This is a genomic window from Pseudomonas sp. NPDC089996 (assembly GCF_044748405.1).
Lineage (GTDB): Bacteria > Pseudomonadota > Gammaproteobacteria > Pseudomonadales > Pseudomonadaceae > Aquipseudomonas.
On the sequence record NZ_JBIVGA010000013.1, the window covers coordinates 109,374 to 123,415 of the forward strand.

The following is a 14,042-nucleotide window of genomic DNA, read 5'->3' on the forward strand; positions in this document are numbered from 1 at the left end:
TCACCACAGACGCTTGTCAGGCCGGGTCAGCCCCAGCTTCTCGATGCGGTAGCGCAGCATGTCCCGCGACAGGCCGAGCATGCGCGCCGATTTGGTGACATTCCAGTCGGTACGGTCCAGCGTCTTGCACACCAGGTCGCGCTCCATGTCCGGCAGGCTGGTACCTGGCTCCGGTTCGTGCCGTGGCATCTCGTACACGGTGGCCGTGGGTTGCGCCACCAATGGCTCGTCGATCAATGTCATGCACAGGTTCAGTTGGTGCGCCTGCACGATTTCGTGGGGGGCCAGCAACACCGTCTGCTCCAGCATGTTGCGCAGTTCGCGCACATTGCCCGGCCAGCTGTAGCTCATCATCAAGGCTTCCGCTTCGGCGCTGAAACGCAGGTTTGGCTTGCCATAGCGGCGCCCATGGTGGGCCAGGAAATGCCGGGCCAGCAACAGCACGTCCTGCCCCCGGGCATGCAGCCGCGGCACTTTCAGAGCGATGATACGCAGACGGAAGAACAGATCGCGACGGAACTTGCCCTGCTGCACCATCTGCTCGAGGTTGCAGTTGGTGGCACTGATCACCCGCAAATCGACCTTGCGTTCCTTTACCGCACCGATGCGGCGGATGCTGCGATCTTCCAGCAGCTTGAGCAGCTTGGCCTGCAGAACCAGGTCCATCTCACCGATCTCGTCGAGGAACAGCGTGCCGCCATCGGCTGCTTCCACCAGCCCCACGCGGCGTTCCTTGGCGTCGGTGAATGCGCCCTTCTCATGCCCGAAAAGCTCGGCCTCCAGCAGGTTGGCCGGGATCGAGGCACAATTGAACTCGATAAACGGCCCCTTGCTGCGCGAGCCATCGAAATGCAGCGCGCGGGCGACCAGTTCCTTGCCGGTACCGGTTTCGCCTTCGACCAACACCGGTGGCAGGTCGTCATTGGCCATGCGCCGCTCGGCGTCGAGCACCTGCTGCAGGGTGTGCTTGAGGGTGAGCATCGCCGGTGACTCACCGATCAATGCCTGCAAGCCGGACTTCTGCGCCTCGCGCTCCTGGTAGAACGACAGGGTGCGTTCCATGCGCTCGGCAGCCAGAGCCTTTTCCAGGGTCAGCTTGAGCTCGGCCAGCACCACCGGTTTGGTCAGGTAATGGAAGGCGCCCTCCTTCATGGCCTGCACGGCGTCTTCGACATTGCCGTAACCGGTCATCATGATCACCTTGAGGTCAGGCGCCTTCGACACCAGGGCGCGCAGCAGGTCGTGGCCGCTCATGCCGGGCAGAGAATTGTCGGTCAGTACCGCATCGGGCTGGGCCCGCTCGATCTGTTCCAGCGCCAGCTCCGCACTGTGGCAGAGCGTCACCTCGAAGCCCTTGAGGCTCAGGTAGGTACGAATGTTGTCGCCGAGGATTTCGTCATCCTCAACTACCAGGATGCTGTGCTCCATGGTCCCCTCCCGCTGCGATATTGAAAGTGAGGCTGACGCGGGTTCCTTCCTCTTCACGGCTGCTCAGGCTGACCGAGCCGCCAAACCGTTCCATGATGCGCTTGACCAGGGCCAGGCCCACGCCAAGACCGCCTTGCTTGGTGGTGAAGAATGGCTTGAACACCATTCTTTCCTGTTGCTGGCTCATGCCCTTGCCGGTATCGCTGAGCAGCAGTTGAACGCGCTGGCCTTCCTGAACGCAAACCTGCGCATGCAGGATGCCGCCCTTGGGCATGGCCTCCAGGGCATTTGAAAACAGGCTGTTGAGAATCTGGGTCAATTGCAGAGGCTGGCTGGCCACCCACTGCGCCTGCGGCCCTTCGAAGCTGAAGTGCACGCCATTGCGTTCGATCTGCTGGGCAAAGGCCAGATGGGTGTCTTCGATGGCCGCCACCAGGTCCACCGCCTCGGCGGTATCGCTGGCCGGGCGCAGCGACACCAGCAACTCACGCACCCAACGCGACATGCGGTCGACCTGGCTGATGATGTCGTTGATGTTCTTCTGCGCCAGCGGGCTGGCTATTTCTTGCGCCAGTTCGGCGCTGGAGCGGATATTGGCCAGTGGGTTGCGCAAGCTATGGGCCACGGCGGAAGACATTTCGCCCAGCGCCATGTAGGTTTCGCTGGCCACCAGCCGGTCTTGCTGCTGCTTGAGCATGTGCGCAGCGCGGCGCACGATCCAGAACAAGCCGAAATAAATCAACGCACCGCCTACCAGAGTCGAGGACCAGATCAACACGTAACCGCGCTGAATTCGTCGCACCAGGTCCTGCGGCTCCTTGTAGATCTCGACCATGGCCATGACCTGCTCGCCCTGGCTGTCGAACAAGGGGATGTAATTCTCGATGAACAGGTGTCTGGGCTCGCGCTGGAACTTCTGCTCTTCGCGATCATCCTCGGCCTTGTGATAGCTGGCCGATACCGCCTTGCGCGAGCGGAAAGCCCGATCCAGGCCGCCGTCAGCCTCGATACGCTTGCCGATCAGCTGGGGGTTGGTGGACCAGACGATGGTGCGGTCACGGGCATAGGCGTTGGCCAGCAAGGTATCGGGCAAATGCTCGACGTGGTCGAGAAACTCGATCCGGGTCGACTCGGCAAGCTCCGGGCTGACTTGAAGGTGCTGTTGGTCCAGGCGAGGGTCGAGCAGTTCGCCCATGGTGGTACCCGGAGGTAGCTGCGAATGGCGCACTTCACCCTGGGCCATGGCTTGAACAAACTGCGCGGTGAGCATGGCATCGCGCTCTACGCTGTCGCGCACCACAAAGCGGGTGGACACGTAGCCCAGCCCGCCCGCCACTGAAGCGATGATCAGCAGGCTGATCACCGAAAACCAACGCAGCAGGTTGAACTCTTGAATCGGCACGGCCAAACCGCTGCTGACAGGCAGTGCGGCGTGCCTCACGGGAGCATCTTCATCCAGCATCTGCATCGCGTCGTTCCCGTACAGGGAGTCCGTTCAGAAGGTGGTCACCGCAGTTGCTACCGATAGTAGCAAATTGATGCCATCTCACCAGGGCGGCGGCTGCCGCCTTTGTCGCGCGTTACCTGCTGCGATTAACTGCAAGAACTCCGCCATGCCCATTAACCAATCGTCTTTTCTATATAAATCAATTAGTTAATGGGTATTCATGGTTACCGTTCGAGAATAATTCCCCACAATTGGGTAGCGTTTACCCAAATAGTAAAAAACACATGTGAATCAAGACGTTACACTACAATCTTGATGTTTGTTGTTACGCATTAGCCAACCGAAAGCTGAGCGATACCCGCGTGCCGTGGCCCTGGCTGCTACTCAGCCGGACTGAACCGCCAAAGCGTTCCATGATGCGTTTGACCAGGACCAGTCCCACACCCAGCCCACCTTGCTTGGTACTGAAAAACGGCTTGAAGGCCAGGCGCTGCTGCTGTTCATTCATGCCCTTGCCAGTATCGGCAAGACGCAAGGTCAGGCTGCGCCGGTCTTGCTTGACGACCTCGATACGTAACCGCCCGCCCTGCTCCATCGACTCCAGGGCATTGGCGATCAGGCTGTTGAAGATTTGGGCGAGCAGTGCTGGGTGGCCGAGCACATGCGCCACCGGTAACGGTCGCAGGTCCAGGGTTACCCCGCTGCGCTGCAGCGGCACGGCGAAGTTCTGCAGGCTTTCCTGCAGCACCTGGGGCAAGTCCACCGGCACCGCTTCATCGTTCAGCGGCCGCAAGGACTGCAGCAGCTGGCGAATCCACTGTGACATGCGGTCGACCTGGCTGATGATGTCATTGATCTGGCGTTGCGCCGGGCCTTCATCGAAGGCTTGGGCCAGTTCGGCGCTGGAGCGAATGCTGGCAAGTGGGTTGCGCAGGCTGTGGGCCACCGCCGAAGACACCTCCCCAAGGGCCACGTAGGTCTCGCTGCTGATCAAGCGCTTCTGCTGCACCGCCATCACTCGCGCAGCGCGGCGCATGATGCCGTACAGGCCGATGTAGACCAGCGCAGCACCGACGGTGATGGCCAGCCAGATAAGAATCAGCCCGTGCTCGATGCGCACGATCAGGTCGTGGGGTTCCTTGTAGATCTCCACCATCGCTGTGACGGTATTGCCATCGGCATCGAACAGCGGGATGTAGTTTTCGATGAACAGCTGTTCCGGCAGGATCACGAACTTCTGTTCGGAGCGAGCCTGCTCGAAATTGTGGTAACTGGCCGAGACCCGCATCTTGTACTCGAAGGCCCGGTCCAGGTCGTCATCGCCTTCGATCAGGTTGCCCACCAGCGCCGGGTTGGTCGACCAGATCACCGTGCGGTCCGGTGCATAGATATTGGCCAGCAGCATGTCCGGCAGGTGCGCGATATGGTCGAGAAACTCACCGCGCGCCTTGCGCCGTGCCTCGGGGGCGACGTCAGGCATGGCCGTGCGGTCGGTGCGTGGATCGAGCAGTTCACCCATGGTGCGCACATTGGGGATCGACACATGGCGCACTTCGGCGTCGGCGATCGAGGTGATGAACTGCGCAGTGAGCAAGGCGTCGCGCTCGATGCTCTCATCGATGATGAAGCGACTGGAAATCAGCCCCAGGCCAGTGGCCACCGACAGGATGATCGCCAGGCTCACCCACGCGTACCAGCGCAGCAGGTTGAATGGCCTGCGGGGAGCGGCGGCTTCGGTGCCCGCAGGCGCCTCAGGTACTTCGGAACGCGGGGCGATGTCCATGACGGACTCCACTACTGGGCACCTTGAAAGGTTATAGCCCAGAGTTGGGTAACCATGGCATTGATTGGGGACAAGTTGCGTCACTTTCGCGACGCAAGGCCCGTTCAGAGCGGCGAATCATCGGCCAACCCTTGCAGCTTGCGGTATTCGCGCAACACGGTCGGCACATAACGGCGGGTCTCGGCGTAGGGCGGTACTGCACCACGCCGCCGCACCGCATCGGGCCCTGCGTTGTAGGCGGCCACGGCCAGGGTGATGTCGTTGTCGAACAGGGTCAGCATGCGTTTGAGGTAGCGCGCCCCGCCCTGGACGTTGTCTTCGGGATCAAGGATGTCTTCCACCCCCATCTCCTTGGCCGTATCCGGCATCAGCTGCATCAGCCCCACCGCCCCGGCCGCCGACCGAGCCTTGGGGTTGTAGCCTGACTCAGCCTTGATCAGCGCATGCAATAGCGCCTGCGGCACATCGAAATCACGGGCCGCCGCCGCCACCAGTTCGGCATAGGGCCGGCCGGTGATCAACTGCGCGTCGGCCGGGCCAGCCTCGGCGAGCGGCTCGCTGATCACCCGTTCGTAATGGCGTCCTGGCCGGTGGACGTTGCTCAGTACATAGCCACCATTTGCATCAATGGAAATGTACATGTCGGCCTGGGCGCTTGCGGCCACCAGCCAGGTCACTACCAGGATCACCACACGCATGTCGGTCGCCTCCCCGCCGTGCTCCCCCGATGTGGGGGAAATGCCCCGGAAAACCCGGGCTTTTCTGCTACGACGCAAGCAGCGTGCCGCTTGCCATGGCGCATGGCGCAAGGCCCCGAGGCAGACGTGCACGGCTGTTGCATGGGGCTTGGAAATGCTTGTCCCCATGCAGCGGAGGGCTTCACCATGCAGCGCAAATCCAACCCCCAACGTGGCTTTACCCTGCTTGAACTCCTGGTGGTTCTGGTAGTGCTCGGTTTGTTGGCCGGTATCGTCGCGCCCAAGTACTTCAGCCAGCTCGGTCGCTCGGAAGCCAAGGTGGCGAAGGCGCAGATCGAGGGGTTGGGCAAGGCCCTGGACCTGTACCGGCTGGAAGTCGGCCATTACCCCAACGGTGAGCAGGGCCTGCAGGCGCTGGTGGCCGCCCCCAGTGGCGAGTCGCGCTGGTCGGGCCCCTACCTGCAGAAAGCCGTGCCCCAGGACCCATGGGGCCGCGCTTACATCTACCGTCAGCCCGGCGAAAACGGCAACGAGTACGACCTGCTGTCGATGGGCAAGGACGGCCAGCCCGGCGGCGATGGCGAAAACGCTGAAATCACCAGCTGGCAATGAGGAGAACGGACATGCGCTATAGCCTCAAGGCCCTCGGCAGACAGGGCATCGTGCAAATACAGATCGACGCTGAAGACGCCGAACACGCGCGCCGCCAGGCCGAGCACCAAGGGCTGCGGGTGGTCAGTGTGCGTGGCCACGGCAAAGCCCTGGGCGGCCTGGCCTGGCGCCGCGCGGCGACATTCGACCTGGTGCTGTTCAGCCAGGAACTGACCACCCTGCTGCGCGCGGGGCTGCCGCTGATCGATGCCCTGGAAAGCCTGGCGGAAAAGTCCCCGGTCGGGGCCACGCGCAAGGTCCTGACCGAGCTGGTACGCCAACTCTATGAGGGCCGCTCGCTGTCCCAGTCGCTGGCTCAGCAGCCGCGGGTGTTCCCGCCCCTGTACGTGGCGCTGGTGCAGTCCAGCGAACGCACCGGCGCGCTGGGCGACGCCCTGGCCCGCTACATCGGCTATCGCCAGCGCCTGGACCTGGTACGGCAGAAGCTGGTGGGTGCTTCGGTATACCCGTTGTTGCTGTTGCTGGTGGGCGGGGGGGTGGTGCTGTTCCTGCTCGGCTATGTGGTACCGCGCTTCAGCCTGGTGTTCGAAGGCATGGGCAGCGAACTGCCCTGGTTGTCCCGAGTGCTCATGGATGTGGGGCTGTTCCTGCATGCCCAGCAGCTGCCGCTGGCACTGGCGGTTGCGGGCGGCATCGGTACGCTGGTGGTCATGCGCCGCAACCCATTGGTACGGCGCTGTGCATCACGGCAACTGCGGCGCTGGCCAGCCTTGCATCAGCGCCTGGTGATGTATGAACTGGCGCGCTTCTACCGCTCGCTGGGCATCCTGCTGCAGGGCGGTATCCCGATCCTCACCGCCATGGGCATGGCCCAAGGGTTGCTTGGCAGCGCTTCGGCGCAAGGCCTCGAGCAGGCCAGCCGGCGCGTCGGTGAGGGGCTGCCGTTGTCGGACGCACTGGAGGCAGGCCAGCTGGTCACCCCGGTATCGCTGCGGTTGCTGCGGGCGGGGGAACAGTCAGGGAACCTGGGGGAAATGCTCGAACGCTGCGCGGATTTCCATGATCAGGAAATCGGCCGCTGGGTGGAATGGTTCGTGAAACTGTTCGAACCGCTGCTGATGACATTCATCGGGCTGCTGATCGGCGGGATCGTGATCCTGATGTACATGCCGATCTTCGACCTGGCCTCCAGTATCCATTGACCTCAGTAGTCGAAGCGATCCACCGCCCGCCGCCGCTCGTTGTCATCACGCCGGTCGTAACTGGCGGTGGTCTGGATGTTGGCATGGTGCGCGAGCTTTTGAGCAATCGACAGGTCATGCTCTTCGATCACCCGGGTGATGAACGCCCGGCGAAAATCATGGGGCATGATCTTCACCCCCACCTGGGCGCCACGCTGGCGGGCGATGTAGTAGATCGCATGCTTGGTGATCCGCGCCCGGGTAATGTGGTTGCCGCGGCGGATGCGGTTGAACAGGAACGGGTCGTCCGATGCCCCTTCGGGCAGCGCCTGGCGGCGCAGGTCCAGCCAGGCCTGCAGCTTCTCGAATGCCCAGGCCGGGGCGTACTTGATCAGTTGCCGATTGCCCTTGCCCGTGACCTGCAGGCTGCGCGCCTCGAAGTCGACCTGGCTGAGGTCGATATCCACCGACTCCGACTTGCGCATGCCGGTGCCATAAAGCAGGGCGATGATCGCCGCGTCGCGTACCCCCTGCGGCCGCGGGTCGGCCTCGCACAGGTCCATGAGTTCGCGAATCAGGCTGCGCCGCAGGTTGCGCCCAGGTGGAAGGCGGCTGCCGGAGGCCGGCTTGACCTCGCGGATGCGCAACAGCTGCTCATGATCGATCAAGCCTTGGCGCCACGCCTCGTTCATCACCCCGCGCACCGCGTTGACGTACAGCGAGGAACTGTTCGGCGCATAACCATCAGCGCGCAATGCCGCGACCAGTGAGATCACATGGCCAGGCTCGAGCCGGTGCCATGGCACGTCGACCAGGTTGCAGTCGACGAAACCCAGCCGGTCGGCGGCATCCTGGAGGATGTAACGCATCGTCTGCTGGCTGGACGGTGCCAGCCGGGCGAGGTATTGCAGCAGTGGATTTTGCGAGAGGTCGGACAAAACGTGAATCCTGAAGCAGGTCATTACGACTCTCCTGCAAGTCGTAATGACTACGAAACAATGGGGTCAAAAACACCCAGGACAATGCCATCACCTTGATATTCAAGGCCTTTGGCGATGGCACGGATCGTGATACTACCTCAAACAAGCCGCCAACGACGCCTTTGACCGACCCGAGGTTAGCCCATGCTCGTACAACCGATAGAGACCCGTCCCCGCCAAGCCGTCTGGGCCTTGGGCTTTCGGCCATTCTTCCTCGGCGGCAGCCTGTTCGCACTGGTTGCCTTGCTGATCTGGGCCGGCGTACTGGCCGGAATACTGCCACTCACTCCGCCAGGTGGCATGCTCGCCTGGCATCGGCACGAAATGCTGTATGGCTTTGCTGGCGCCATCATCGCCGGTTTTCTGCTCACTGCGGTACAGAACTGGAGCGGCATGCCCGGCCTCGGCGGGCGACCACTGCAAGGCTTGTTCCTGCTCTGGCTGCTAGGGAGGGCCTGCTGGTTCCTGCCGCTGCCGGCCGGGTTGCTGATGGTCTTGCAGGGCAGCTTTCTGCCGCTGGTGGCAGTGGCCCTTGCGCGCCCGATCGTGCAGCGGCGTCTGCGCAACAACTACCCGATCGTTGGCCTGGTGCTGCTGATTGCCGCCTGCCAGTGGCTGACGTTGACAGGCTGGTTGCGCCAGGACGAGGTGTGGCAACGCCGGGGCATCTTCGCCGGGTTATGGCTGGTGGCCGCGATGATGACCATGCTCGGTGGGCGGGTAATCCCGTTCTTCACCCGTCGCGGTTTAGGCAACCTGGCGCCGGCCACTGCACGCCCCTGGCTGGATCGCGCCTGCCTGCTGCTGAGCGTTGCCATACCGCTGGCCTTTGCCAGCGGAATGGCCGATGTGCCGCATCCGGCCATGGCCGTGCTGTTCTGCGTGATGTTCGGCCTGCACGGCGTGCGCCTGGTGCTGTGGCACGACCGTGGCCTATGGCGAGTACCCCTGCTGTGGTCGTTGCACCTGGCTTACGCGTGGATGGCGCTGGCCTGCCTGGGCATGGCGCTGTGGCACGCCGGGGTCGCGCTCAACCCGAGCCTGGTGGCCCACGCCTTGACCGTAGGGGCGATGACCGGGCTGATCCTGGCGATGATGGCGCGGGTCAGCCTCGGCCATACCGGCCGGCCGCTGCAGGTGCCCGGCAGCATCGCCTGGGCATTGGCCCTGATGCAGGTGGCGGCATTGGCACGGGTGGTGCTCACGCTCTTCACCCCATTGGGCCTCGACCTCTCGATCGTGTGCTGGAGTGCCGCCCTGCTGCTGTTCCTATGGCACTACCTGCCGATTTTGCTGAAGCCACGTGCGGATGGCATGCCCGGGTAAGCGGTGGTCTAGAGTGGTAGCCATGACTGTTCAGTAGCGAGCGCCCATGGCTTTCCACCGCCTGACCCGTACTCACCCGCGCCTGAGCATCGCCGCCCTGGCCGGTATCCTCGGCGCCTGGCTGATCCCTGCCGATGACACGGTCCAGCACGTCCTTGCGGGCTGGAACCTCGGTGTCTGGCTTTACCTGTTGCTGGTGCTTTGGCTGACCTTGCGCGCCACGCCCGAGACTGTACGCAGCGTCGCCCGGATCGAGGACGAAAACGCCGGCCTGGTATTGTTCACCGTGTGCATCGCTGCCATTGCCAGCCTGGCCGCAGTCACCTTGCAGCTGGTCTCCAGCCGCGGCTTGCAAGGCAGCGCCCTGGCCCTGCACTACCTGTACACCGGGCTCACAGTGGCCGGGTCCTGGCTGCTGATCGGCTGTATCTTCAGCCTGCACTATGCCCGCCTGTTCTACACCGGCCAGAGCAAGGAACCGGCGCTGCGTTTTGCTGACGGTGAGCGCAACCCGGATTACTGGGACTTCCACTACTTCTCGTTCACCATCAGCGTTGCCGTGCAGACCTCCGACATCGGCGTCGGCGGGCGTGGCATGCGCCGGGTAGTGCTGGCGCATTCACTGGTAGGCTTTGTGTTCAATACGGCGATTCTGGGCTTCACCATCAATATTGCGGCAGGCCTGCTCGGCTAACACGCGGCCGGCACAGGCAGCGATGCGCTGGCACGCTTGCTCCAGACGCTCGCTATCGAGCACCAGCCCCATGCGCACATGGCCTGCGGCACTGGGGCCAAATGCATCCCCAGGCAAAAGTGCCACGCCCTCCTCTCGCAGCAGGCGCTGGGCGAAGGCCTGTGCGCCGAGCCCGGTGGCACGGATATCGAGCATGACGAACATGCCGCCCGCCGGCCGGTGGGCGTGCAGCCCCGGGCACTCTGCCAGGGCTGCACAGACTCGGTTGCGCCGCTGCAGATAGGCCTCACGCATCTCGTGCACGGCCGGCAAATCCTGCTCCAGCGCCACACAGACAGCGGCCATGACAAACTCCGGCAGGCCGAACAGCATCGCCATCGCCAAGGTGGCAAGGTGTGCAATCAACGGTTGTGGGGCAACCACCCAACCCACCCGCCAACCACTCATGGCGTGGGACTTGGACACGCTGTCGATCAGCACGCAACGCTCGGCCATGCCCGGTAACCCGAGCGGGTCTGCCGGTTCGCCGTCGTACAGCAAACCGCTGTACACCTGGTCGCACACCAGCCAAAGGTCATGCTCACGGCACAGCCGCGCCAGCAGCGCCATGTCCTGCGGCGAGATGGCGGCGCCCGTCGGGTTATGGGGGGTGTTCAGCAGCAAGCCGCGGGTACGTGGGGTAATTGCCCGGGCCACCGCCATCGGATCAAGGCGAAAGCCCTGCTCCGGGCTGACAGGTATCTGCACAGGCTGTGCCCCGCAGGCACCGAGCACGGCCTGATAGGTGACATACATGGGTTCGGCGACGATCACCTCGTCACCGCTTTCGAACAGGCATTGGCAAACCGCGTACAACGCGCACTGGGCACCGGCGAGGACCATCACCTGGTCAGCCGAGACGTGCGCCCCGGTGCGTCGGGCAATCGCCTGGCGCAGCGCCAGGCTGCCGTGGACGTCGCTGTAATGGGTTTCGCCACGCTGCAGGCTGGCGATCGCGGCGTCGACCACGGGCGCTGGCGTGTCGAAATCCGGGTCCCCCACTGACAGAAGGAAGATCTCACGCCCCTCGCGGCGCAATGCCTGAGCCTGGTAGTGAATGTCCCAGGCCGCAACGGCTTCGCCGGCGATGCGTTGGGTGAGCGTGGAATAGCGCATGACTGTCTCCCTGTCTGCCCAGCTCGCACCGCTCGTCCGAAAATGCTGTGCGCCGATGTCGGTAAAAATAGCAGAGCAAATCGGCAACCATGCGGGCATCGTGCCGGGAAAACGTTTGCGTGGCCATTTGCCGCCAAACGGCATGAATGACGGCGATGTGACCGCTGTCATGCATTAATACATTTGTCTTGTTTCGCGCCGAACATGAGCCGTGACAAATGCTATGGTTAGATTCCCGGCAGCCGAGCGAACGGCTTCCGATCACCGCGTCCAGGCAAGGACAAGGAGGCTGGCATGAACAAGATGACGTTCCCCAACGCCTGCCAGGTGATGCGCTGGCATTTCCACCCGCTGGGCTTCGAAGCCAGCATGGATGCACCGCGCAGCATGGTTGCACGGTTATTCGACCGGGCCACGGGCGAGACCCTCCTGGCCATCGCCGGCATCCCCTGCACGGCAATCATGGCCGCAGCGGATGTCGAGCGCATCATCGAGGCTGTGGAAGCCGAGATGGAGGCGTTTGCGCCGCACTTCACCCTGCTCGCGGGCTAGACAACCGCTTCGCTTTCCTCGCGCAATGTCTGCAACCTGCCCATGAACTGCTCGGCCGGTACCGGCTGACCAAGCAGATAGCCTTGCAACGAATCACAACCCAGGCGGGTCAGGAAGTCCTGCTGGCGGTTGGTTTCCACCCCTTCTGCAACGATGCGCAGCCCCAACGCCTGGCCCAGCGCGACGATCGCCGAGACAATCGCCGCGTCATCGCTGTCCTGTTCCAGATCACGCACGAAGCCACGGTCGATCTTCAGCTCGTTGGCCGGCAGGCGCTTGAGGTACATCAGGCTCGAGTAACCGGTACCGAAGTCATCGATGGACAGGTCCACGCCCATGTCGGATAGCCGCTGCAGCACCGTAAGGCTGGCATCGGCATCGTGCATGGCGGTGGTTTCAGTGATTTCCAGGGTCAGGCGGTTGGCCGGCAGGCGGTTTTCGTGCAGGGCGCGGGCCACACTGTCGACAAGGCCGGCGTGGCAGAACTGGATAGCCGAAAGGTTGACCGCCATGCGCCAATCGGTGTGCCCTTGCTCAAGCCATTGGCGCATCTGCCGGCAGGCCTCACCCAGCACCCATTCGCCGATCGGAATGATCAGGCCGGTCTTTTCCGCCAGGCCAATGAAACGGTCCGGCAGCATCAAACCATGCTGGGGGTGCTCCCAGCGCAACAAGGCTTCGGCACCGATCGGGGTACAAGCCTGGGCGTCGAACTTGGGCTGGTAATGCAAGCGGAATTGGCCCTGTTCAAGGGCCGTGCGCAGGTCCTGCAGCAATTGCAACTGTTGCCGGGCATTGCTGTTCATCGACACGTCGAAGAAGCTGTAGCCGTTCTTGCCGGCGCTTTTGGCGTGGTACATGGCAGCGTCGGCGTTGCGCAGCAGTTCGAGCTGGTCCTGGCCATTGCCGGGGTACAGCACGATGCCCAGGCTGGCCGTCAGTTGCAGGTCGTGCTCGGCGACGCGGAAAGCGCGTGACACCAGGTTGACTTGCTTGACCGCCACATCCATGGCGTCTTCTGGCTCCTGCAGCTCCACCAGCAGCACGAACTCGTCACCGCCGATCCGCGCCAGGGTGTCCTGGCTGTGCAGATGGCCGCGCAGGCGGGCCGCCACGGCCTTGAGCAGCAGGTCGCCGACATGGTGGCCAAAAGCGTCGTTGACCGGTTTGAAGCCATCCAGGTCGATGAACATCAGCGCAAAGCAGCCGCCCTGCTCCGCCACCTTGCCGATCGCCTGCTCGATGCGGTCGGACAACAGCGTGCGGTTGGGCAGCCCGGTCAAGGTGTCGTGCAAGGCCAGCTGGGTCAGCTCCTGGTTGGCCAGGGTCAGCGAGTGGGCCAGCGCGGCCGTGCGGGCTTCAAGGCGCGCATCCAGCACCGAGGTGAGCAACGCCACGGCCAGTACCGCCAGGGTCGTGATCAGCACCAGATAGACCAGGCCATCGCCCTGCAGGCCACTCATCAGCGCGCCGCAGTAGCTGCCCTCGGGAAAGTTCGCCGCTGCCATGCCGGTGTAATGCATGCCGACGATGGCAACGCCCATCACCATCGCCGCCAGGCCACGGACCTGGCGCACGTATGGGGTGTGCTGGCGCAGGCGGAAGGCAATCCACAAGGCAGCCGCCGATGCACCCACCGCTATGGCCAGCGAGGCGCCGAACAGGGTCGGGTCGTAGTCGATGCCAGGCAGCATGCGCAGCGCGGCCATGCCGGTGTAGTGCATGCAGGCGATGCCGGACCCCATGATCAGGGCGCCGAAGGCCAGCTGCAGACGGGGCAGGCTTGGCTGGCTCACCAGCCACAGGGCGAAACCGGAAGACAGGACCGCGATCAGCAACGAGAAGGCGGTCAGGCCGACGTCGTAGCCCAAGGCGATCGGCAGGCTGAAGGCGAGCATGCCGATGAAATGCATCGACCAGACGCCGATGCCCATGGCCAGCGCGCCCCCACCCATCCACAAGTGCACGGCACGGCCCTTGGCCGTGGCGATACGGCCAGTCAGGTCGAGCGCAGTATAGGAAGCGAGGATGGCTACGCAGAGTGAGATCAGCACCAGCGCGGAGGAATAACTACCGGTCAGCATCGGAAAATCCAGCTCGGGACAGGGGGCCCGGAAAAACTGCCGATTGTACTCAAGCGTTGGCGAAACGCACGGGGTTTATGCGAATGGGAATGGATGCAGCGA

At 63.3% G+C, this 14,042-nt stretch carries 13 protein-coding genes; 6 read left to right on the plus strand and 7 right to left on the minus strand.

Features of this window, described 5'->3' with window-relative positions; all coding sequences use genetic code 11:
- The 4 genes from ACIPW4_RS21610 to ACIPW4_RS21625 all read right to left on the minus strand — a co-directional run bounded on the left by ACIPW4_RS21610 (position 1) and on the right by ACIPW4_RS21625 (position 5,356).
- The gene (locus ACIPW4_RS21610) at positions 1 to 1,428 is read right to left on the minus strand and encodes a sigma-54-dependent transcriptional regulator (RefSeq protein WP_400661335.1); all 1,428 of its coding nucleotides are present in this window, start codon (positions 1,426 to 1,428) and stop codon (positions 1 to 3) included.
- Positions 1,403 to 2,896 (minus strand): sensor histidine kinase, encoded by a 1,494-nt coding sequence (locus ACIPW4_RS21615; protein WP_400661337.1) that lies wholly within the window; start codon positions 2,894 to 2,896, stop codon positions 1,403 to 1,405. The genes ACIPW4_RS21610 and ACIPW4_RS21615 overlap by 26 nt, the downstream gene beginning before the upstream one ends.
- Before the next feature lie 304 nt (positions 2,897 to 3,200).
- Positions 3,201 to 4,658: a sensor histidine kinase gene (locus ACIPW4_RS21620; RefSeq protein ID WP_400661339.1), complete on the minus strand. Its 1,458-nt coding sequence runs from the start codon at positions 4,656 to 4,658 to the stop codon at positions 3,201 to 3,203.
- 104 nt (positions 4,659 to 4,762) lie between these two features.
- Complete coding sequence (locus tag ACIPW4_RS21625) at positions 4,763 to 5,356, minus strand: lytic transglycosylase domain-containing protein (RefSeq protein WP_400661341.1); 594 nt, start codon at positions 5,354 to 5,356, stop codon at positions 4,763 to 4,765.
- A gap of 186 nt (positions 5,357 to 5,542) precedes the next feature.
- On the opposite strand from ACIPW4_RS21625, the gene gspG reads away from it, so the two are divergent.
- Together gspG and ACIPW4_RS21635 are read left to right on the plus strand one after the other, a co-directional pair.
- Entirely contained in the window at positions 5,543 to 5,968 is a 426-nt protein-coding gene (gspG, locus tag ACIPW4_RS21630; RefSeq protein WP_400661342.1) for a type II secretion system major pseudopilin GspG, read from the plus strand.
- Positions 5,969 to 5,979: 11 nt separating this feature from the next.
- Entirely contained in the window at positions 5,980 to 7,170 is a 1,191-nt protein-coding gene (locus tag ACIPW4_RS21635; protein ID WP_400661343.1) for a type II secretion system F family protein, read from the plus strand.
- 2 nt (positions 7,171 to 7,172) lie between these two features.
- Here ACIPW4_RS21635 and xerC read toward each other — a convergent pair whose 3' ends face one another.
- Positions 7,173 to 8,087, minus strand: coding sequence for a tyrosine recombinase XerC (gene xerC / locus ACIPW4_RS21640; RefSeq protein ID WP_400661368.1), 915 nt, complete (start codon positions 8,085 to 8,087; stop codon positions 7,173 to 7,175).
- A 186-nt stretch (positions 8,088 to 8,273) separates the two neighbouring features.
- On the opposite strand from xerC, the gene ACIPW4_RS21645 reads away from it, so the two are divergent.
- Positions 8,274 to 9,455: an NnrS family protein gene (locus tag ACIPW4_RS21645; protein ID WP_400661344.1), complete on the plus strand. Its 1,182-nt coding sequence runs from the start codon at positions 8,274 to 8,276 to the stop codon at positions 9,453 to 9,455.
- Positions 9,456 to 9,501: 46 nt separating this feature from the next.
- Entirely contained in the window at positions 9,502 to 10,149 is a 648-nt protein-coding gene (locus tag ACIPW4_RS21650; protein WP_400661346.1) for a DUF1345 domain-containing protein, read from the plus strand.
- Here ACIPW4_RS21650 and ACIPW4_RS21655 read toward each other — a convergent pair.
- Positions 10,075 to 11,304, minus strand: a complete 1,230-nt coding sequence (locus ACIPW4_RS21655) for a pyridoxal phosphate-dependent aminotransferase (protein WP_400661347.1) — start codon at positions 11,302 to 11,304, stop codon at positions 10,075 to 10,077. The two genes, ACIPW4_RS21650 and ACIPW4_RS21655, sit on opposite strands and share 75 nt — an antisense overlap.
- Here ACIPW4_RS21655 and ACIPW4_RS21660 point away from each other — a divergent pair.
- Positions 11,303 to 11,482, plus strand: coding sequence for a hypothetical protein (locus ACIPW4_RS21660; protein WP_400661348.1), 180 nt, complete (start codon positions 11,303 to 11,305; stop codon positions 11,480 to 11,482). The two genes, ACIPW4_RS21655 and ACIPW4_RS21660, sit on opposite strands and share 2 nt — an antisense overlap.
- 116 nt (positions 11,483 to 11,598) lie before the next feature.
- Positions 11,599 to 11,856 (plus strand): DUF1652 domain-containing protein, encoded by a 258-nt coding sequence (locus tag ACIPW4_RS21665; protein ID WP_400661350.1) that lies wholly within the window; start codon positions 11,599 to 11,601, stop codon positions 11,854 to 11,856.
- Here the strand turns inward: ACIPW4_RS21665 and ACIPW4_RS21670 are convergent.
- On the minus strand, positions 11,853 to 13,940 hold the full coding sequence (locus tag ACIPW4_RS21670; protein WP_400661352.1) for a putative bifunctional diguanylate cyclase/phosphodiesterase: 2,088 nt from the start codon (positions 13,938 to 13,940) through the stop codon (positions 11,853 to 11,855). The two genes, ACIPW4_RS21665 and ACIPW4_RS21670, sit on opposite strands and share 4 nt — an antisense overlap.
- Positions 13,941 to 14,042: the final 102 nt, after the last annotated feature.

Bases quoted from the DNA above. Each gene is read 5' to 3' on its own strand.
- ACIPW4_RS21610 (WP_400661335.1), bottom strand. From the start codon at position 1,428: ATGGAGCACAGCATCCTGGTAGTTGAGGATGACGAAATCCTCGGCGAC.
- ACIPW4_RS21625 (WP_400661341.1), bottom strand. From the start codon at position 5,356: ATGCGTGTGGTGATCCTGGTAGTGACCTGGCTGGTGGCCGCAAGCGCC.
- ACIPW4_RS21660 (WP_400661348.1), top strand. From the start codon at position 11,303: ATGACTGTCTCCCTGTCTGCCCAGCTCGCACCGCTCGTCCGAAAATGC.
- ACIPW4_RS21655 (WP_400661347.1), bottom strand. From the start codon at position 11,304: ATGCGCTATTCCACGCTCACCCAACGCATCGCCGGCGAAGCCGTTGCG.
- ACIPW4_RS21620 (WP_400661339.1), bottom strand. From the start codon at position 4,658: ATGGACATCGCCCCGCGTTCCGAAGTACCTGAGGCGCCTGCGGGCACC.
- ACIPW4_RS21635 (WP_400661343.1), top strand. From the start codon at position 5,980: ATGCGCTATAGCCTCAAGGCCCTCGGCAGACAGGGCATCGTGCAAATA.
- gspG (WP_400661342.1), top strand. From the start codon at position 5,543: ATGCAGCGCAAATCCAACCCCCAACGTGGCTTTACCCTGCTTGAACTC.
- ACIPW4_RS21665 (WP_400661350.1), top strand. From the start codon at position 11,599: ATGAACAAGATGACGTTCCCCAACGCCTGCCAGGTGATGCGCTGGCAT.
- ACIPW4_RS21650 (WP_400661346.1), top strand. From the start codon at position 9,502: ATGGCTTTCCACCGCCTGACCCGTACTCACCCGCGCCTGAGCATCGCC.
- ACIPW4_RS21645 (WP_400661344.1), top strand. From the start codon at position 8,274: ATGCTCGTACAACCGATAGAGACCCGTCCCCGCCAAGCCGTCTGGGCC.
- ACIPW4_RS21670 (WP_400661352.1), bottom strand. From the start codon at position 13,940: ATGCTGACCGGTAGTTATTCCTCCGCGCTGGTGCTGATCTCACTCTGC.
- ACIPW4_RS21615 (WP_400661337.1), bottom strand. From the start codon at position 2,896: ATGCAGATGCTGGATGAAGATGCTCCCGTGAGGCACGCCGCACTGCCT.